Source organism: Clostridium sp. (assembly GCF_050717535.1).
Classification (GTDB): Bacteria; Bacillota; Clostridia; order Clostridiales; family Clostridiaceae; genus Clostridium_AD.
In genome coordinates this window covers 93468-112727 of sequence record NZ_JBOITM010000028.1, presented here as the reverse complement: position 1 = coordinate 112727, position 19260 = coordinate 93468, and the positions used below count along the sequence as shown (strand labels likewise).

The following is a 19260-nucleotide window of genomic DNA, read 5'->3' as shown; positions in this document are numbered from 1 at the left end:
TTTCCTCCCTATTCTTTATCATAATTATTTCTTACATATTCTCTTACCTTTAAATCAATTTCTAAGATATCTTCTAAATCCGGATTAATACAGTGCTTAAATTTATTCATGCATTTTTCTATAATATATTCTATTTGAAGATACTTTATTTTATAATCTAAAAATAACTCAACAGCTATTTCATTTGCAGCATTCATGATAGCAGGCATAGTACCTCCCGCCTTCCCTGCTATATAAGCCAATTTAAGACATTTAAAAGTATCCATATCTGGCTTTTCAAAAGTCAAATTACCCATATTATAAAAATCCAATTTATCAATCACAGCCCTATTTCTTTTAGGGTAATTTATAGCATATTGAATAGGAAGTCTCATATCAGTAGAACTAAGTTGTGCCATTACACTTCCATCTATGTACTCTACCATAGAATGTATTATACTTTGAGGATGAACTACTACTTGAATATTATCGTAATCTACACCAAATAACCAATGTGCTTCTATAACCTCTAAACCCTTATTCATAAGTGTTGAAGAATCAATAGATATTTTTCTCCCCATATTCCATTTAGGATGTTTAATGGCCTCTTCTGGTTTTATATCCTTTACTTCTTGCCTACCTTTACCTCTAAATGGTCCACCTGATGCGGTTAACAATATTTTGTTAACATCTTTTAACTTGTTGCCCTGTAAACATTGAAAAATCGCACCATGTTCTGAGTCAACTGGCAAGATATTTACATTGTTTTTTCTAGCAGCTTCCATTACGAGTCCCCCAGCTGCCACTAGTGTTTCTTTATTAGCTAGTGCAATGTCTTTTCCAGCATGTATAGCTTTTATAGTAGGAACAAGACCTATCATACCTACAACTGCGGTTACTACAACATGAATTTCTGGTAGTGTACTTATATAATTTAAGCCTTCTAATCCCTGCAAAATTTCCGTTGAATAATTTTTCTGTTTACAATGTTTTCTGAGTTTTACCGCAGCTTCTTCCTGCATCATAGCAACATATTTTGGTTTAAATTCCACTATTATTGGTATCATCTTTTCCCAATTTGTGTTAGCAGAAATTCCCACAATATTGAAATTATCAATATCACACCGAATAACATCTAAAGTTTGAGTTCCTATGGATCCCGTAACTCCTAATATAGTAACATTCTTCATGCAGCCCTCTCCATTTCTGTATATCTATTATTTATATTACACAATATTTTACTTTATTATGACTTTTGTGAAAATACTATATTTTCTTTAATTATTAATTATTCTACAGCATCTAATATAACATATCTACCTACTAAAATAAAGCAGTTAACATTATTTTCCTATGCATGCCATTATAATGATTTAAAATACTATATTAAATAATTCGTTTAAATATTAAGTATAGATCATACCATAGCTATTAAAACAGATTGTTTGAAAATGTCTTTATTAATAATAAAATCATATATCGCCTTGGATGCCAATTAAGCTAATGAGTTAATAATAGCTACAGATTGTTCTGCATTCTGCAAATATATGATTATATTAATTTTTGTAAGAATTATAGCCCTAGTACAAATGTAATATAATAAAATGCTACCACTGAAACAAATAAAATGCTGTCAAACCTATCTAAAATCCCACCGTGTCCTGGTATTAGACTACTGTAATCTTTGGCTCCTACATATCTTTTTATAGATGAAGCAATTAAATCCCCGAATTGTCCAAAAACACCACAAATAATACCAATTATAACAAAATGATATAACTGAATAGGTACACCATATTTTGAAATAACGTATCCATAAATCGTGCTTCCTATAATACTTCCCAGTAATCCTCCTATTGATCCTTCGATTGTTTTATTAGGGCTTACTTTAGGACATAACTTATGTTTGCCCCCTTTACCTAAAAATCGTCCAGAATAGTAGGCTGCTGTATCACATAGCCACGAACAAATAAATATAATCCATACTAAATATTCACCGTAGGCTTTATTATTAATAAATACAATAAAACTAAAAAATACTGCTACATACAAAAATCCAAATATAGTGAGAGCAACATCTACAAAATTATAATTTGTATGAAGCACCGGTATACAAAGCAATATAAAAATTGCTACTATTAAAATATATATATTAAAACTCACTGCAAAATCATTACCCATATTTAAGTAATATACTATACATAAACCATATCCTATAAGCCCAATTGGCTTGTAGTGTTTTTTTCTAGAAACTTTATAGAACTCATACATACCAAAAAGCGAAAGCACCATTACCGCATATTTTAAGTAATATCCCCCTAAAAATAAAAATATTACTAGTGGTGCTAGAATAAGCGCACCTATATATCTATTATTCATTAGTTTTCCCCTATTTAACCTTTCCAAATCTTCTGTCTCTTTTTTGATAATCCACTATAGCAGATTTTAACTCTTCTTCATGGAAATCTGGCCAATTAATATCTGAGAACCAAAGTTCCGAGTAAGCACTTTGCCAAAGTAAAAAATTACTCAATCTTAACTCCCCACTGGGCCTTATTATAAGGTCAGGGTCTGGCATTTCCCCCGTATATAAATACTTTGAAAATAAATCTTCGGTTATTTCATCCTCAGATATTTTTTTATTTTTTAAATCCAATGAAATTTTTTTTGCTGCGTCTACTATTTCACTTCTTCCACCATAGTTTAAAGCTAGGTTTAAAATAAGGCCCTTATTATTCTTTGTTTTTTCATAAGCCTTATCCAATTCAACTCTACATACCCTTGGTAATTTTGATATGTTCCCAATAGAATTAATAACAACATCATTATTATTTAATTCTTCGAATTCATTTTTTAAATACTCTACTAGCAATTTCATTAAAGAATCTATTTCTTGCATTGGCCTATTCCAATTTTCAGTTGAAAATGCATATAATGTTAAATATTTAACTCCTAAATTATTGCACTCTTTTACAACTTTCCTTATTGCTTCTACACCAGCTCTATGTCCAAGAGCTCTAGGCAAATTACGTTCCTTTGCCCATCTTCCATTTCCATCCATTATAATTGCAATATGCTCTGGTATTTTCGACATATCTAACTCTAAATTATCACTTGTATCTTTATTCTTATTAAAAAAAGCGAATAATTTTTTCAATAAAATTCTCTCCCTTTTATTTGTATAGTATAATTTCAAATAGAACCTGCAGTTATGCAGGTTCTATTTGAAATTATATACTAAACTACCATTATATCTTTTTCTTTAGCATCTGTCATCTTATCTATTTCTTTAATAAACTTATCTGTTTCCTTTTGAATTGTATCTTCTGATTGTTTAACTTCGTCTTCAGTAATTTCACTGTTTTTTTTCAAACCTTTTATTTTATCATTAGCATCTCGCCTTATAGCTCTTATAGCCACTTTAGCATCTTCTCCTGTTTTCTTAACAGTTTTCAGCAGTGTTTTTCTTGTCTCTTCAGTTAATTCAGGAATAATCAATCTAATTACTGAGCCATCATTTGATGGATTTAACCCCAAATCAGATTTCAATATAGCTTTTTCTATTTCTTTCATAGAAGCTTTATCCCAAGGTTGAATTAATAGCACCCTAGGCTCTGGTGATGATACGTTTGCTACTTGACTTACCGGAACAAGACTACCATATGACTCAACACGAATTCTATCCAACATTGTAGGATTTGCTCTTCCTGCTTTCAGACTTGCGAATTCGTGTTTTAAAACAGCAATAGTTTTATTCATTTTTTCATCAGCAATACTAATAATTTCTTTCATCATAGAATTCCCTCCATATTATTGTGGTTAATTAGTACATGCAGACACTAATGTCCCAATTTTTTCTCCTAACACTGCTTTTTTTATATTTTCTGGTTTATCCAATCCAAAAACTAAAATAGGTATATTGTTGTCCATACATAATGATGTAGCAGTTGAATCCATAACTTGTAACCCTTTTTCAAGTACATTAAGATAACTAAGTTTATCAAACTTCACTGCATCATCGTACTTATGGGGATCTTTATCGTAAACCCCATCAACCTTTTTAGCAAGCAGAATTACTTCTGCCTCTATTTCTGCTGCCCTGAGTGCTGCTGTTGTATCTGTAGAAAAATATGGATTTCCAGTTCCCGCTGCGAATATAACAACTCTTCCCTTTTCCAAATGTCTCATGGCTCTTCTTCTTATAAACGGTTCTGCTACTTCTTTCATTTCAATAGCAGTTTGCACTCTAGTGTTTACACCTAGATTTTCTAGTGAATCTTGAAGTGCTAAGGCATTAATACAAGTTGCCATCATTCCCATATAATCTGCAGTAGTCCTGTCCATACCTTCGCCACTCCTACCACGCCAAATATTTCCGCCTCCAACAACTATTCCTATTTCAACACCGAGTTTTACCAATTCTTTTATTTGAAGTGCTATCTCATTTGTAGTTTCAAAGTCTATTCCAAATCCTTGCTCACCAGCTAGTGCTTCTCCGGAAATCTTTAACATAATTCTTTTATATTTAGCAACCTCCATAAACATTATACCTCCAAATTTAAAGTATTACTTATTTTAAAAAAGAGAACACGCAGTGTCCCCTCTAATTTTTATTTACCTTCTACTTGTCTTCGAACTTCTTCAGCAAAATCTTCTACCTTCTTTTCTATGCCTTCTCCTCTTTCAAATCTTACAAATCTTGTTATCTTTATTTCAGCACCAAGTTTTGTAGATTCTTCCTGAAGATATTTTGTAATAGTATAGTCAGAGTTTTTAACCCAAATTTGTTCAAGAAGACAAACTTCTTTGAAATATTTATTTACTCTTCCCATAACCATTTTTTCAACAATTTTTTCTGGTTTTCCTTCATTTAATGCTTGAACTCTATATATTTCTTTTTCTTTTTCTAAAGTTTCATTATCAACACATGTGTTATCTAAAAATAGCGGACTAGCAGCTGCAACTTGCATTGCAACATCTTTAGCTATCTGAGCTAATACATCATCTTGTTTTGCACAGGATAGTTCAACTAAAACACCTATTCTTCCACCGCCATGAATATAGCTTTGAACTATACCATTTTCAATAGAGAACTTTTGGAATCTTCTTACAGACATGTTCTCACCCAATTTAGTTATAAGTTCTGTAACAGCATCACTAATAGTAATATCCTTATTAGCTATGTATTTCTCAGAAACAAATTCTTCAATAGTAGTTGAAGTCGTTTGTGCACCTTGCTTCGCTACGTTTTTAGCCAGTGTAACAAAACCTTCGTTATCAGCAACAAAATCTGTCTCGCAGTTAACTTCTACAAGAGATCCAACTTTCATATCTTCTGAAATATATGTGCATACTAATCCTTCTGCAGCTATTCTTCCAGATTTTTTAGCAGCTGCTGCCAACCCTTTTTCTCTTAAAAGCTCAATTGCTTTATCTATATCACCATCTGTTTCACTTAGAGCTCTTTTGCAATCCATCATTCCGGCTCCAGTTCTTTCTCTTAAATCTTTAACCATACTTGCAGTAATCATTATTATTTCCTCCTATTCCTATCTAACTTAAAAGGTAAATGAAAGAATTAACTTCCACCTACCTCCCAACTGTTGTATCAATAATTATCTTATTAGATAAATCTAGTTACTATTCTTATTAGATAAATATAGTTACTATTATTCAGCTAATTGTTCGCCCTGTCTTCCTTCTATAATAGCATCAGCTAATCTTTCAGTTATTAATTTAACTGCTCTTATAGCATCATCATTACCTGGAATTACATAATCAACTTCATCTGGATCACAGTTTGTATCAACTATTGCTACTACAGGAATTCCAAGAATTTTAGCTTCAGAAATTGCATTTTTTTCTTTTCTTGGGTCTACAATAAATAGAGCTCCAATTTTATTTGCATCCATGCTTCTAATTCCGCCTAAATTCTTTTCTAGTTTTTCTCTTTCATTTAGAAGGTGACTAACTTCTTTTTTAGGAAGAACTTCAAATGTTCCATCTTCTTCCATCTTATATAATGATTCTAATCTTGCTATTCTTGTTTTGATTGTTTTAAAGTTCGTTAGCATTCCACCGAGCCATCTATTGTTTACAAAATGCATACCTGATCTTACAGCTTCAAATTTAATAGCTTCTTGAGCTTGTTTTTTTGTTCCTACAAATAAAACGTCCTTGCCTTCTTCAGATACAGATTTAATAAAATCATATGCCTCATCGATTTTTCTAACTGTTTTTTGTAAATCGATAATGTATATACCATTTCTTTCTGTAAATATGTACGGAGCCATTTTAGGGTTCCATCTTCTAGTTTGATGTCCAAAATGAACACCCGCTTCTAATAATTGTTTCATTGAAATAACTGCCATTAATAATAACCTCCCTGGTTTTTACCTCCATTACCATCATCTTATTGAAGACCAATATTGGCACCCTTCCATAATTAAGCAATGTGTGTATTTTCTTACGAATTTATTGTATCACATGATACTCGTGTATTCAATAAAAATTTTCAGTAAAACTAAATATTTTTAATAAATATTTTTAATAAATTAAAGTCTTTTTAAAAAATTTGATAATCATACATTTATTAATATTCTCATTTATTACATATTTATACTTTATAAATTTAAAAAAAATTGAGTCAGAGAAGCTTTTCTCTGACTCAATCTATTTTATTTTATTTTTTTTAGTTCATCAAGAAGTTTCTCATTCAATATTTTAATATGAGTACCCTTCATGCCAAGTGATCTTGATTCTATTACTCCAGCACTTTCAAATTTTCTAAGTGCATTCACTATAACAGATCTTGTTATTCCAACTTTATCTGCTATTCTAGATGCTACAAGCAATCCCTCAATACCATCTAATTCATTGAAAATATGTTGCACTGCTTCAAGTTCTGAATAAGATAATGTACCAATAGCAAGCTGTACTACGGCTTTCTTTCTTGCTTCTTCTTCTATCAAATCATTTTTAGATCTTAAAATTTCAAGGCCCACTATAGTAGCACTATATTCAACTAAGACTAAATCATCATCTGTAAAATCTTTATCAAATCTTGCAAGTACTAATGTGCCTAATCTTTCTCTATTTCCATTTATCGGTACTATAGTAGTTATTTTATTATCTACTTCACAAGCCTTATCGTCTTGGAATACACAAATATTTTTATTAGTAAGATTTTCCCTTGTTTCATTAATATTAAGCAAACTATTATTATATTCTTCTGGGAATCTCATATTCTTTATAATTTCATCTTTTACGATATCGCATTCAAACCCACTTGATAAATTATAACCTAATATTTTCCCTCTTCTGCTAACAATGTACACATTACATTGCAATACTTCACTTAATAAATTACAAATATCATCAAAAACTACAGGCTCTGTTCCTGATTTTTGTAATATTTTGTTCAACATTCTTGTTTTAGCTAATAGTGACACAATACTCCTCCTCGTTTATGTTATAAAACACAATCTATATTATTTAAATCTAATCATAAAGAACTTTTTTCAAGAAGCACTTCAGAATAAATAAAATTCGAAATATTTCAAATTTTTAGAATCGTTTCTTCTCGAATTAATGATATCACAATACTCATGCTATATCAACATCTTTTTCATAAATTTCGACATATTATTTATTATTCTTCAGTCAATCATTCTTCAACTAATTATTTTAATTAGTATACTAATTTTACTTTTCTTCCTTGTTTTCCTCTGCTTTATATTCTTTATTTTTACATTCTTTATTAGAACATTCCATAAAGTCACCTTTAGTTTTACTATACCTTTTTACCATATATGTACCACACACAGAGCACTTTATTTCAGTGGGTTCAAACCAACTTACAAAATCACATTCAGGATAATTACTGCAGCCGTAAAATTTCGTACCTTTTTTACTTCTTCGTTCTAAAACTTTACCTCCACATTTAGGACAAGGAACTTCAAGTTCTTTTGTAATTGCTTTGGTATTTTTACACTCTGGATATCCAGGGCATGCTAAAAAATCGCCAAACCTACCATGTTTTATTACCATGAACTTACCACATTTATCGCATTCTACTTCTGTAACTTCATCTTCAATTGTAATTTTAGCTATCTCTTTCTCAGCAATTTCAATATCTTTTTTTAAGGGTGTAAAGAAAATATCTACTATGTTTTCCCACTTTTCTTGTCCTTCTTCTATAGTATCTAAATTATTCTCCATTTGTGCTGTAAACTCAATATCCACTATCTGTTTAAAGTATTCACTGACAATATTATTTACTATATTCCCAAGTTCTGTTACTTCTAGTGTTTTATTGTCTTTTTCTACATATTTTCTACTAAGAAGTGTTGTAATAATTGGTGCATAGGTACTAGGTCTTCCTATTCCATTTTCTTCTAAAGTTTTAACAAGAGATGCCTCAGAAAATCTTGCAGGTGGCAACGTAAAATGCTGTTTCCCTTCAATTTTTTCACTGCATAAAATATCGCCTTCAGTAAGTTCTGGAAGTTTTAAATTGTTTTCATCCTCTTCTAAGTCTTCATTATAAATTTTTCTAAATCCGTCGAAAACTACTTTAGAGCCAGATGCCTTAAGTATATAGTCCCCATTTTCTATATCCATAGATATAGTGTGAAGTAAACATGTTTCCATTTGACTAGCCACGTATCTATTCCAAATCAGGGTATATAATTTTTGTTGTGGAGCTTTAAGTGTCTTTTTTGCTATCTCTGGTGTTATTTCAACATTTGATGGTCTAATAGCTTCATGAGCATCCTGTATATTCTTTTTACTTTTAAATATTCTAGGAGTTTCAGGATAATACTTCTCACCATACTTATTTACAATAAATTCCTTTGCATTGGTTTGCGCTTCTTCAGATATTCTAGTAGAATCAGTTCTCATATATGTGATTAATCCTATTACTCCATGTCCCTCAATTTCTATACCTTCATACAATTGTTGTGCTATAGACATAGTTCTTTTAGTTGCAAAATTAAGTTTTCTATAAGCATCTTGCTGAAGTGTGCTTGTTATAAATGGTGGAAGTGGATTTTTATTTTTAGAAGCTTTTTTTATTTTTCTTACAATAAATTCTTTTTCATTAAGCGAACTAATTATATCATCACTTTCTTCTTTAGAATTTATCTCCATTTTTTTTCCATTCTTTGAAGTTAATTTAACATCTAAGTTATGTATATCTCCATCTTTGTGTAACTCACATTCTACTGTCCAGTATTCTTTAGTTATGAATTTTTCTATTTCCTTTTGTCTGTCGCAGATTATTTTAAGTGTAACTGATTGAACCCTTCCAGCACTAAGTCCCCATTTAACTTTTCTCCAAAGTATAGGACTAATTTCATATCCTACCAATCTATCAAGTATACGTCTTGCTTGTTGAGCATCCACAAGAGGTGCATTTATTACTCTTGGAGATTTTATGGCATTTTTAACAGCCGTTTTAGTTATCTCGTTAAATTCTATCCTGCACTTATCATTTTCATCTATTTTTAAGGCTTTCGCCAAATGCCAAGCTATAGCTTCCCCTTCTCTATCAGGGTCAGTTGCCAAATAAACTTTATCGCTTTTTTTTGCTTCTTTTCTTAATTTATCAAGGAGTTCACCCTTACCACGGATAGTTATATATTTAGGTTGATAGTTATTTTCTATATCAACCCCCAATTGACTTTTTGGTAAATCTCTAACATGTCCCATGGACGCTTCCACTACAAAATTTTTTCCTAAATATTTTTTTATAGTTTTAGCTTTTGCTGGTGACTCAACTATAACAAGTTTTTGTCCCATCTTATCCCCTCCATCAATGTATTTTCTATCTTACTTATATTTTGTCATTTACTCTTACATAATAGTTTCCTGATAAACATAACACTTCATTTTTAATCTGCATTTCAAATAATACCTCATATAATTGTTTTATGTCAATGTTAGTTACTCTAATAATATCATTAATATGTACTGGGCTATCATTTATAATGCTATATATACCTTTATGAATCTCACTATTAAAGGAGCTTATAACTACCTTTTTCTCATTTTTCATTTCTACTCCCATTAAATTAAATATATCATTAACGCAAGTTAGGGGAAAGGCTCCATCTTTAATTAATTTATTTGTTCCTTTGCTTTCATTAGAAAATATAGAACCTGGAACAGCCATTACATCCTTTCCTTGTTCAAGTGCCAAATTTGCAGTAATTAAGGATCCGCTTTTTTCTCCCGCCTCTATCACAATAATAATATCACTTAGTGCACTTATTATTCTATTTCTTAAAGGAAAGTTATAAGCATATGGTGGTGTTCCTGGTAAAAATTCTGATATAACGCAACCACTTCCCACAATTTTTTGAAACATTTTAAAGTTTTCTTTAGGGTATACTATATCCAGCCCAGAACCTAAAACTGCACAAGTATAGCTTTTATTATCTAAGCAACTCTCATGGGCAAAGGAATCAATACCCTTAGCCATTCCGCTGATGATATTAATATTATTAGCACATAGATCTCTGCATATAATTTTTGTAACATCCTTACCATAGTTTGAATACTTTCTTGATCCTACTATGGAGATATTATATCCCTGATTTAATGGCATTATGTTCCCTTTATAAAATAATATAAAGGGTGCATCATCATAGTTTTTTAATTTCTTAGGATATTTTTCCTCAGAATAAGCAATAGATTTTATTTCATTAATTTCTAAATTCCTTTTTACATTATCAATTTCACTTTCATTCCATGCAGTTGTCAAAACGTCAATTAATGTTTTTTTTAAATATTCTGTTTTTTTACTACGTACACCATAATACCATATTTCCTCGGTACTATGGAAATCATTTATTAGCTTTAATTTTATTTTAGGTGATAATTTTACAAGTGAAAACCATATATCATAATCGTTCATTGCTTTTACTATACCTCCAATATCTTATTTTTTTATTAAATTATATTTTCATCTATAAATTTTCTATACTGCATAGCTTCAATTATATGTTTATCTAAAATATTTTCATTTCCATCTAAATCTGCAATAGTCCTAGCTACCTTAAGAATCCTAGAATAAGCTCTTGTGCTTAGATTGAATTTATCATAAATAATCTCCATAATTTTACTACCATCCTTATCTAAACCACAATATTTCTTGATTTGATTTTGACTCATCTCTGCATTACAATGAATTTTTTCTTTTCTAAATCTCTTTTCTTGAATATTTCTTGCTATTTCTACTCGCGCTTTAATCACCACAGATTTTTCGCTATTTACTCCATTAATTATCTTATTGTAAGGCAATAAATTCACTGCCGTAAAAATATCTATCCGGTTTAGTAATGGAGTCGATAATTTGCTTAAATACCTTCGTCTTTCATAATCACTACAACTACATTGCTTTTCATAAGATCCATAGTATCCACAAGGGCATGGATTTAGAGCACTCACAAACATAAAGTTAGATGGATATTCTACCGATCCATTAATCCTTGAGATATTAATTTTTCTTTCTTCTAATGGCTGCCGTAATATTTCAATTACATCTTTTTTAAATTCTAAAATTTCATCTAAAAATAGTACCCCCTTATGTGCTAAAGAGATTTCTCCAGGTACTACTTTATTTCCACCACCAACTAAAGCAATTCTTGAAATAGTATGATGTGGACTTCTAAAGGGTCTTTGCAAAATAATCCCGCCATTATCACCAAGCTTTCCAGAAACACTATAAATTTTAGTAACCTCTAAGGATTCCTCATGGCTTAAAGAAGGCAATATAGTTGGAATCCTCTTAGCCATCATGGATTTCCCGCAACCAGGGGGACCATACATAAGTAGATTATGCCCCCCTGCAGCTGCTACTTCAATGGCACGTTTTGAGCTTTCTTGTCCTATAACGTCCTCATAATCTAATTCTTCATTAATTAATATTTCTACATCAGCATCTTGCTTATAAGGCAGTAAGTCTTTATAATTTAAAAAATTCACTACTTGATTTAAATCATCTAGTGGAAATATCTTTGCAGATTTAACAAGGCTACATTCCTTTGCATTATTTGTAGGAACTATAAACTTCTCGATTTTATTTTCTATTCCTTCTATGACCACAGGAAGTGAGCCTCTTACTTTTTTTAATTTACCAGAAAGTGATAATTCCCCTATAAAAAGATAGTCATTAATATCATTAACCATTATTTGTTTAGTTGCTAGTAATATACCTATAGCTATAGGCAAATCAAATAGAGATCCTTCTTTTTTTAAGTCCGCTGGTGCTAAATTTATAGTTATTCTATTTACTGGAAAATCAAAACCAGAATTTAGTATTGCAGAACGTACCCTCTCTTTTGATTCTTTAACAGAAACATCTGCAAGCCCTACAATATTCAAAGCTGGCAGACCGCGAGTTATATCAATTTCCACCGTAACTATAACCCCTTTAATTCCTGTAAATGCTGCAGACATAATTTGTATTGCCATAAAATCACCTTACCCCTTATTATTTGTCATTACATAATTATTGACAAAATAATTCACAGTAAACTTTATTATTAAAATTTTTTTTGAAAAACATTATTTATAAACAATATATTGCTTTTTGTATTTTTATAATTTAATATTAATACAAAATAAAATTATGGAATGAGGTTTTTACATGAAGGCTTTCAATAAAGATATTGGAGCACTTGGTGAACAAATATCAGAAAATTACCTTAAAAATTTAGGATATAAAATTTTAGAAATGAATTTTAAATGTAAATGCGGTGAAATAGATATAATAGCATTAAAAGATGGTTATATTTGCTTTATAGAAGTGAAAACTAGATATGGAACAAAATTTGGATTACCCGCTGAATCAGTTGTTTTTTCTAAGCAGAAGAAAATTTATAAAACAGCTCAGGTATACATAATGTACAAAAATATTATTAACTTTAATTTCAGATTTGATGTTATGGAAGTGACTTTAAATAGTGCTAATAATAATTTTTTAGTTAACCATATCCAGGATGCGTTTCAATTGTAAATTTTTAGGTGTGTGAAACGGAAACATAAATATACATATGTCAACTATAAGTTGTAAAATATAGTTGTAAATTTTTTGTTAATTATTGTTGTTCTCAAGGATATTTCTTAGAAAACTATTCCTATGTATTAAAGTAGTTCCATATTTTTTTATTGCAAGCACATGTTCCTCCGTGCCATACCCGACATTCCTATCAAAACCATAATCCGGGTATTTATAATGATACTGTAACATAAGTTCATCTCTGTATACCTTTGCAATTATGGAAGCACAGGCTATACTTATGCTTTTAGTATCTCCCTTTATTACAAACTCATTTAAATTGGAAAAGTTCTTTATTTTGTATCCGTCAGATAAAACTAAATCTGGCACAATAGAAATTTCCTCACAGCAATCTAAAAATACTTGATTATTGCAAAAACCAACCCCCTTTTCATCAATTTTATTATTATCAATAGCACATATTTTATAAGCTATTGCTTTTTCTTTAATAATTAGAGATAATTCTTTCCTTACAGCTATTGATAATTTTTTAGAATCGTTTGCTCTTAGGATTAAATCTTTTTCCTCATAAACATTTAGGTCTAATATTACAGCCGCTGCTACTATTGGCCCCGCTAATGGCCCACGTCCTACCTCATCAACTCCAGCCACATATTTATAGTTTCCAAAGTTTCTGTCAAACTCATACATTTTCTTTACTCTCTGTATTTCTTTTTCTTTTAGCTCTCTATTTTTAACCATTTTACTTCCTAATTTTTGGACAGTTTTCCTATGGTCTTGTAAAAGTTTTCTAATTATAGAATCTCTATTAATATAACTGATATCGTTTTCAATTTTTAACACATAATTACATATTTGCTTATGGTTCATATTTGAGAAATCAATATTAAACTCCATGGTATTTTCTCCTTATCTCACTATAACTTGTCCTTATTAATAGTATAAAAAAGACAATCCACTAACTAATTATTTTTTCATCTATTTTAAACATAAAGTTGTGTATTTAATATATTTTAAATTAGTCAGGACTGTCTTTAAATAATTATTTAGAATTATACTCGTTCAAGAGATATAGCCCCTAATTTCCCGCCTCTAAATTCATCTAGAAGCATCACCGCTACTCTATTATAATCAATATTACCTCCAGAAATAACCGCTCCTCTTTTCTTTCCTATATTGTCCATATTGTCTATAGGGTTCTCCATAATTTCTGAAAGTTTATATCTTTCCATAAGTCTTTGCGCATTATTAGTCTGAAGCCTTTCTACCAATCTAAGGGCTAGTTCTTCTATATCCATAACTTCATCTTTTATAGCTCCTGTAAATGCCAAATTAAGCCCAACTTCTTCATCTTCAAATCTAGGCCATAACACACCCGGAGTATCCATTAGTTCTATGCCTAAGCTAGTTTTAATCCATTGCTTACTTTTAGTAACCCCTGGCCTATCTCCTGTTTTTGCAATATTGTTTTTGGCTAACTTATTAATAAAAGAGGATTTACCAACATTAGGTATACCAACTACCATAACTCTTGTAACTATATTAACTAATCCTTTTTTCCTTTGTCTGTCGTGCTTTTCTTTCAATAACTCCTCAAGAATAGGCTTTATACTTTTTAGACCTTCACCTGTAATACTATTTACAGACAACGGTTTTACAGTATCTGTTGTAAGTTTTATAATCCATTCTTTAGTTACTTTATCTTCTGCTAAATCACTTTTGTTTAATAAAATGACTCTAGGCTTATCTTTGCAAATCTCATCAATTTGTGGATTTGCACTAGATTTAACTATTCTTGCATCTCTAATTTCTATTACAGCATCAACAAGTTTCAAACTCTCTTGAATTTGTCTTCTAGTTTTCGCCATATGACCTGGAAACCAATTTATGGTCATGCTCATACTTATCTAATCCTTCCTATATTATCGAATGGATAAAGCCTTATAAAAGCTTTTCCTTATAAAAATCAGCTTAAATATAAAAAGGGACTTCTCAGCCCCAATTTTATATTTTTATCTCATTCTTTCTTTAACCTTTGCAGCCTTACCAACTCTATCTCTTAAGTAAAATAGTTTAGCTCTTCTAACTTTACCTAATCTTACAATTTCAATTTTCTCAATAACTGGAGCATTTACTGGAAATGTTTTTTCAACACCAACACCAGATGCTACTCTTCTTACTGTGAAACTTTCTCTTAACCCGCCGTTTTGTCTTTTAAGAACGGTTCCTTCAAATACTTGGATTCTTTCCTTGTTACCTTCACTAACTTTAATGTGAACTTTAACAGTATCACCTACGTGAAAATCTGGTAAGTCTTTTCTAATTTGTTCTGATTCTATTGTTCTTATAATTTCTAACATGTGCATTCCCTCCTAAAATTTTATTGTGACGTTCATACTCATTGTAATATGACAGAGGACCGCCCGTACTAGCACAAGCTACATTCTATCATAAATATATATATATATCAACATAAAAATATCTTTTATGCTTATATATAAGATATTTCTTAACTTTATATAACTTTCAAGGCAATATCCTGTTTTTTGGCACTTTTGCTTAAGGCACATTCAAATAAATAACAAATCAATATGTTAGCCTATTTATTATTTTTTACTAATAGTTTTTTATCTTCTTTAGTAAGGCTAAGTTTTTCAAACATATCCGGTCTTTTTGCTTTAGTTATTAAAAGCGACTGTAACCGCCTCCACTTTCTTACATTTTCATGATGTCCTGATGTCAATACCTCAGGAACCATGCTACCCTCAAAACATTCAGGCCTTGTATATTGAGGATATTCTAATACTCCATCATAAAAAGATTCCTCTGTGTAGCTCTCACTACAAGATAAAACCCCTGGGACTAACCTACAAATGCTATCCACAATAGGAATACATGCCATTTCTCCACCAGTCAAAACATAATCACCCAGCGAAATCTCCATATCTATATAATCATAGGTTCTCTCATCAATGCCTTCATAATGACCACATATAAATATTAATTCACTTTCCTTACATAGCTCTTTTGCAATTTCCTGAGTAAATGTCTTCCCTCTCGGTCCCAAAAATATTACCTTTCCGTTATTATGTAATTTAACATCCTTAATACTGTCCACTAATGGTTGAGCTAGCATTACCATACCGGCACCACCGCCATAAGGATAATCATCTACTTTTTTATGCTTATTTAGTGAATAATCCCTAATATTGCGAGGTGAAATCTCCAATATGTTTTTCTCTATGGCCCTTCCAATTATACTTTGATTAAAAATTTCAAACATTTCAGGAAATAGAGTTAATATATCAATTTTCATTCTAACCATTCATTCACTGGTTTAATTATTATCTCGCGTTTATCAATATCTATACTAACCACGATATCCTTAAGTACTGGAATAAGCACTTCTTTTTTTCCTTTAACCCAGTATACGTCGTTACCTGGTGTACTAAGAACATCAAATACTTTCCCCAGTTCTTCTCCGCCTTCTTCGAAAACACTGCAATCTATCAAGTCAGCTACATAATAACTACCCTCAGGCAATTCAATAGCATCTTCACGACTAACCATAATGTACTTGTTTCTATATAATTCAGCTTGTTCTATTGTATCTATACCTTCAATTTTTAGTATCGCTCTATCTGCTTGAAGCTTACATCCTTCGACTTTTCTAATTTCCCCGTCGATATACACACTTTTTAATTCCTTAAATCTCTCCAATGAGTCTGTTAATGAAAAAACTTTTACTTCACCCTTTAAACCATGTGTCTTACCGATCTGGCCTACACTCATAAAATCTTTCATTTAAAATTCTCCTTTCAAAATCGCTTATATGAACAGCTATTATTTATTTGAATATGCCTTAAAAATAAGCCCCAATATTTAATTAAAATAAGAGCTAGGTTAAGCCTAACTCTTACTTAATTTCAACAACTACTTTTTTGTTTTCTTTAACAGCAGCTGCCTTTACAACAGTTCTAATAGCTTTAGCTATTCTACCTTGTTTGCCTATAACTTTTCCCATATCCTCATGGGCAACTGATAATTCAAGAACTACAGTATGCTCATGGGCTACTTCATTTACTACTACCATTTCCGGTTTATCAACTAAAGACTTTGCCAATACTTCAAGTAATTGTTTCATGGAAAACTCCTCCATTCATTACTTACAAACTTTTCTAGTTGACTGCTATTTTATTAAGTAATCTTTTAACTGTATCAGAAGGTTGTGCACCATTCTTTATCCAACTAGCTGCTTTTTCAACATCAATTTTAATAGTTGTTGGCTCTGTTGTTGGATTGTAGTATCCTATTTCTTCAATAAACTTTCCGTCTCTAGGCGCTCTTGAATCTGCAACCACTACTCTATAAAATGGAGCATGTTTAGCACCCATTCTTTTTAATCTTATTTTAACTGCCATGTAATATCACCTCCTTAAATTTAGTTAATAATCAATTTTTTTATTAAAAAGGCATTTTACCAAACATACCTTTTTTACCAGGTTTTTGGAAACCTTTTGCTTGCTTCATGAACTTCTTCGCCATCTCAAAATCTTTTAAAAGCTTATTTACTTGCTGTACCAAAGTACCCGAACCGTTAGCAATTCTTTTTTTTCTAGAAGAATTGTTAGCAATTATACTAGGATGTTTTCTTTCTGAAGTTGTCATTGATTTTATAATGGCTTCAACTTTTCCCATATCTTTTTCACTTTTAGAGAGGTCTACACCCTGCAATTCTTTTTTATTAGCACCTGGCATCATTTCAATTAATTTATCCAAGGGTCCTAATTTTTTCATTTGTTGAATCATTGCTAAATAGTCTTCTAGATTAAATTCTTGAGAAAGCATTCTATTACCAAGTTCCTTTGCTTCTTTTTCATCTATAGACTGTTGTGCTTTTTCAATCAAAGAAAGAACATCACCCATGCCAAGTATTCTTGATGCCATTCTCTCTGGGTAGAAGACTTCTAAATCGTTCATTTTTTCACCAATACCAACAAATTTTATAGGTTTGCCAGTTATAGCTTTAATAGATAGTGCAGCACCACCTCTTGTATCTCCATCCAATTTAGTCAATATTACCCCAGTTATATCTAGCTGTGAATTAAAACTATCAGCTACATTAACTGCATCTTGGCCTGTCATTGAATCTACAACTAACATTATTTCGCTTGGCTGCACACTAGATTTTATATTTTGAAGTTCTTCCATTAGTGTTTCATCTATATGAAGTCTTCCTGCTGTATCTATTATTACTACATTGTTACCATTTTCCTTGGCAAAGGCTATAGATGCTTTTGCTATATCTACAGGGCTCACTTTGTCTCCCATAGTAAATACCGGAATATCAATTTGTTTTCCTACTACTTGCAATTGTTTAATTGCAGCCGGCCTATATACATCACAAGCAACTAAAAGCGGTTTTTTATTTTTCTTTTTAAGCATTAGTGCAAGTTTTCCACCCATTGTAGTTTTACCAGCGCCTTGAAGACCCACCAGCATTATAACCGTTAATCCTTTTATTGAAAACTCTAATTTACTTTCTGAATTACCCATTAAATTAGTCAACTCGTCATTAACAATTTTAATAACCTGTTGACCTGGAGTTAAGCTTTCTAATACCCCATTGCCTAAACACTTTTCGCTAACATTTTTTATAAAATCCTTAACTACTTTATAATTGACATCGGCTTCCAGTAATGCTAGTTTTACTTCTCTCATAGCCTCTTTAATATCTTTTTCAGAAAGCTTACCCTTACCTTTTAATTTTTTAATGGTATCCTGTAACTTAGAAGATAACCCTTCAAAAGCCATAATAAACCTCCTAAATTTTTTCGATAATTTGAGTCTTTATATCATATATAAGTTGATTCATTTTTTCATCTTTTACGTTTGTTTGTAAGTTATCTAATTCCAATATTATTTTTTTTATTGTTCCTTTTAGTTTAATGTCTTTTTCTGATAATTTTAATTTTTCCTCATATACTAAAAGCATTTTTTCGCATGTTTTAATGGTATCATAAGTAGCTTGCCTACTAGTATTATTTATTTCTGCTATTTCTGATAAAGACAAATCATTATTAAAATACAAATCCATAATATTTCTTTGTTTTTCAGTAAGCAATTCACCATAAAAATCAAACAATAGGGAAATTTCAAATCTTTTTTCCATTTCATCACCCTGCTCACAAGTCATATAATATCAGACTTTGAATACAGTGTCAAGTAATTTTACTTAACAGGCTAATTTTTTT

21 protein-coding genes are annotated in these 19260 nt (G+C 30.8%); 1 reads left to right on the top strand and 20 read right to left on the bottom strand.

Annotated elements, in window-relative coordinates:
- Positions 1–8: 8 nt before the first annotated feature.
- The 11 genes from ACREVU_RS05380 to ACREVU_RS05330 all read right to left on the bottom strand — a co-directional run bounded on the left by ACREVU_RS05380 (position 9) and on the right by ACREVU_RS05330 (position 12459).
- On the bottom strand, positions 9–1169 hold the full coding sequence (locus tag ACREVU_RS05380) for a 1-deoxy-D-xylulose-5-phosphate reductoisomerase (RefSeq protein ID WP_431550586.1): 1161 nt from the start codon (positions 1167–1169) through the stop codon (positions 9–11).
- 382 nt (positions 1170–1551) lie between these two features.
- Positions 1552–2358, bottom strand: a complete 807-nt coding sequence (locus ACREVU_RS05375) for a phosphatidate cytidylyltransferase (protein WP_431550585.1) — start codon at positions 2356–2358, stop codon at positions 1552–1554.
- Between the two features lie 10 nt (positions 2359–2368).
- Positions 2369–3073: an undecaprenyl pyrophosphate synthase gene (gene uppS / locus ACREVU_RS05370; RefSeq protein WP_431550668.1), complete on the bottom strand. Its 705-nt coding sequence runs from the start codon at positions 3071–3073 to the stop codon at positions 2369–2371.
- A 143-nt stretch (positions 3074–3216) separates the two neighbouring features.
- Complete coding sequence (frr, locus tag ACREVU_RS05365) at positions 3217–3774, bottom strand: ribosome recycling factor (RefSeq protein ID WP_431550584.1); 558 nt, start codon at positions 3772–3774, stop codon at positions 3217–3219.
- A 24-nt stretch (positions 3775–3798) separates the two neighbouring features.
- Positions 3799–4518, bottom strand: a complete 720-nt coding sequence (pyrH, locus tag ACREVU_RS05360; RefSeq protein WP_431550583.1) for a UMP kinase — start codon at positions 4516–4518, stop codon at positions 3799–3801.
- A 71-nt stretch (positions 4519–4589) separates the two neighbouring features.
- Complete coding sequence (gene tsf, locus ACREVU_RS05355; protein WP_431550582.1) at positions 4590–5510, bottom strand: translation elongation factor Ts; 921 nt, start codon at positions 5508–5510, stop codon at positions 4590–4592.
- 138 nt (positions 5511–5648) lie between these two features.
- A complete protein-coding gene (gene rpsB / locus ACREVU_RS05350; protein ID WP_431550581.1) occupies positions 5649–6350 on the bottom strand; it encodes a 30S ribosomal protein S2 in 702 nt (233 codons plus the stop codon).
- A 306-nt stretch (positions 6351–6656) separates the two neighbouring features.
- Complete coding sequence (codY, locus tag ACREVU_RS05345; RefSeq protein WP_431550667.1) at positions 6657–7433, bottom strand: GTP-sensing pleiotropic transcriptional regulator CodY; 777 nt, start codon at positions 7431–7433, stop codon at positions 6657–6659.
- 250 nt (positions 7434–7683) lie between these two features.
- Positions 7684–9783, bottom strand: coding sequence for a type I DNA topoisomerase (gene topA, locus ACREVU_RS05340; protein ID WP_431550580.1), 2100 nt, complete (start codon positions 9781–9783; stop codon positions 7684–7686).
- Between the two features lie 34 nt (positions 9784–9817).
- Positions 9818–10900: a DNA-processing protein DprA gene (dprA, locus tag ACREVU_RS05335; protein WP_431550579.1), complete on the bottom strand. Its 1083-nt coding sequence runs from the start codon at positions 10898–10900 to the stop codon at positions 9818–9820.
- Positions 10901–10935: 35 nt separating this feature from the next.
- Complete coding sequence (locus ACREVU_RS05330) at positions 10936–12459, bottom strand: YifB family Mg chelatase-like AAA ATPase (RefSeq protein WP_431550578.1); 1524 nt, start codon at positions 12457–12459, stop codon at positions 10936–10938.
- Between the two features lie 175 nt (positions 12460–12634).
- Between ACREVU_RS05330 and ACREVU_RS05325 the strand changes: the two genes are divergently transcribed.
- Complete coding sequence (locus ACREVU_RS05325) at positions 12635–13003, top strand: YraN family protein (RefSeq protein WP_431550577.1); 369 nt, start codon at positions 12635–12637, stop codon at positions 13001–13003.
- A gap of 78 nt (positions 13004–13081) precedes the next feature.
- Here the strand turns inward: ACREVU_RS05325 and rnhB are convergent, their stop codons facing one another.
- From rnhB to ACREVU_RS05280, 9 genes are all read right to left on the bottom strand, one after another.
- Positions 13082–13903: a ribonuclease HII gene (gene rnhB / locus ACREVU_RS05320; protein ID WP_431550576.1), complete on the bottom strand. Its 822-nt coding sequence runs from the start codon at positions 13901–13903 to the stop codon at positions 13082–13084.
- A gap of 155 nt (positions 13904–14058) precedes the next feature.
- A complete protein-coding gene (gene ylqF, locus ACREVU_RS05315; protein WP_431550666.1) occupies positions 14059–14901 on the bottom strand; it encodes a ribosome biogenesis GTPase YlqF in 843 nt (280 codons plus the stop codon).
- Positions 14902–15018: 117 nt separating this feature from the next.
- Positions 15019–15366: a 50S ribosomal protein L19 gene (gene rplS, locus ACREVU_RS05310; protein WP_431550575.1), complete on the bottom strand. Its 348-nt coding sequence runs from the start codon at positions 15364–15366 to the stop codon at positions 15019–15021.
- A gap of 239 nt (positions 15367–15605) precedes the next feature.
- Positions 15606–16322, bottom strand: a complete 717-nt coding sequence (gene trmD, locus ACREVU_RS05305; protein WP_431550574.1) for a tRNA (guanosine(37)-N1)-methyltransferase TrmD — start codon at positions 16320–16322, stop codon at positions 15606–15608.
- On the bottom strand, positions 16319–16810 hold the full coding sequence (gene rimM, locus ACREVU_RS05300) for a ribosome maturation factor RimM (protein ID WP_431550573.1): 492 nt from the start codon (positions 16808–16810) through the stop codon (positions 16319–16321). Before rimM ends, trmD begins: the two co-directional genes overlap by 4 nt.
- A 112-nt stretch (positions 16811–16922) precedes the next feature.
- Entirely contained in the window at positions 16923–17150 is a 228-nt protein-coding gene (locus ACREVU_RS05295) for a KH domain-containing protein (RefSeq protein WP_124999039.1), read from the bottom strand.
- 34 nt (positions 17151–17184) lie between these two features.
- Positions 17185–17427, bottom strand: coding sequence for a 30S ribosomal protein S16 (gene rpsP, locus ACREVU_RS05290; RefSeq protein ID WP_216158710.1), 243 nt, complete (start codon positions 17425–17427; stop codon positions 17185–17187).
- Between the two features lie 43 nt (positions 17428–17470).
- Positions 17471–18820 carry a signal recognition particle protein gene (gene ffh / locus ACREVU_RS05285; RefSeq protein ID WP_431550572.1) on the bottom strand — a complete coding sequence of 450 codons (1350 nt, stop codon included), beginning with the start codon at positions 18818–18820 and terminating at the stop codon, positions 17471–17473.
- 10 nt (positions 18821–18830) lie between these two features.
- The gene (locus tag ACREVU_RS05280) at positions 18831–19178 is read right to left on the bottom strand and encodes a putative DNA-binding protein (protein ID WP_431550571.1); all 348 of its coding nucleotides are present in this window, start codon (positions 19176–19178) and stop codon (positions 18831–18833) included.
- Between the last annotated feature and the right edge of the window lie 82 nt (positions 19179–19260).

Bases quoted from the DNA above. Each gene is read 5' to 3' on its own strand.
- ACREVU_RS05380 (WP_431550586.1), bottom strand. From the start codon at position 1,169: ATGAAGAATGTTACTATATTAGGAGTTACGGGATCCATAGGAACTCAA.
- tsf (WP_431550582.1), bottom strand. From the start codon at position 5,510: ATGATTACTGCAAGTATGGTTAAAGATTTAAGAGAAAGAACTGGAGCC.
- uppS (WP_431550668.1), bottom strand. From the start codon at position 3,073: ATGTCGAAAATACCAGAGCATATTGCAATTATAATGGATGGAAATGGA.
- rimM (WP_431550573.1), bottom strand. From the start codon at position 16,810: ATGAAAGATTTTATGAGTGTAGGCCAGATCGGTAAGACACATGGTTTA.
- rnhB (WP_431550576.1), bottom strand. From the start codon at position 13,903: ATGGAGTTTAATATTGATTTCTCAAATATGAACCATAAGCAAATATGT.
- ACREVU_RS05375 (WP_431550585.1), bottom strand. From the start codon at position 2,358: ATGAATAATAGATATATAGGTGCGCTTATTCTAGCACCACTAGTAATA.
- rplS (WP_431550575.1), bottom strand. From the start codon at position 15,366: ATGTTAGAAATTATAAGAACAATAGAATCAGAACAAATTAGAAAAGAC.
- ACREVU_RS05325 (WP_431550577.1), top strand. From the start codon at position 12,635: ATGAAGGCTTTCAATAAAGATATTGGAGCACTTGGTGAACAAATATCA.
- ACREVU_RS05280 (WP_431550571.1), bottom strand. From the start codon at position 19,178: ATGGAAAAAAGATTTGAAATTTCCCTATTGTTTGATTTTTATGGTGAA.
- ffh (WP_431550572.1), bottom strand. From the start codon at position 18,820: ATGGCTTTTGAAGGGTTATCTTCTAAGTTACAGGATACCATTAAAAAA.
- pyrH (WP_431550583.1), bottom strand. From the start codon at position 4,518: ATGGAGGTTGCTAAATATAAAAGAATTATGTTAAAGATTTCCGGAGAA.
- topA (WP_431550580.1), bottom strand. From the start codon at position 9,783: ATGGGACAAAAACTTGTTATAGTTGAGTCACCAGCAAAAGCTAAAACT.
- trmD (WP_431550574.1), bottom strand. From the start codon at position 16,322: ATGAAAATTGATATATTAACTCTATTTCCTGAAATGTTTGAAATTTTT.
- rpsP (WP_216158710.1), bottom strand. From the start codon at position 17,427: ATGGCAGTTAAAATAAGATTAAAAAGAATGGGTGCTAAACATGCTCCA.
- dprA (WP_431550579.1), bottom strand. From the start codon at position 10,900: ATGAACGATTATGATATATGGTTTTCACTTGTAAAATTATCACCTAAA.
- rpsB (WP_431550581.1), bottom strand. From the start codon at position 6,350: ATGGCAGTTATTTCAATGAAACAATTATTAGAAGCGGGTGTTCATTTT.
- frr (WP_431550584.1), bottom strand. From the start codon at position 3,774: ATGATGAAAGAAATTATTAGTATTGCTGATGAAAAAATGAATAAAACT.
- ACREVU_RS05330 (WP_431550578.1), bottom strand. From the start codon at position 12,459: ATGGCAATACAAATTATGTCTGCAGCATTTACAGGAATTAAAGGGGTT.
- ACREVU_RS05295 (WP_124999039.1), bottom strand. From the start codon at position 17,150: ATGAAACAATTACTTGAAGTATTGGCAAAGTCTTTAGTTGATAAACCG.
- ylqF (WP_431550666.1), bottom strand. From the start codon at position 14,901: ATGACCATAAATTGGTTTCCAGGTCATATGGCGAAAACTAGAAGACAA.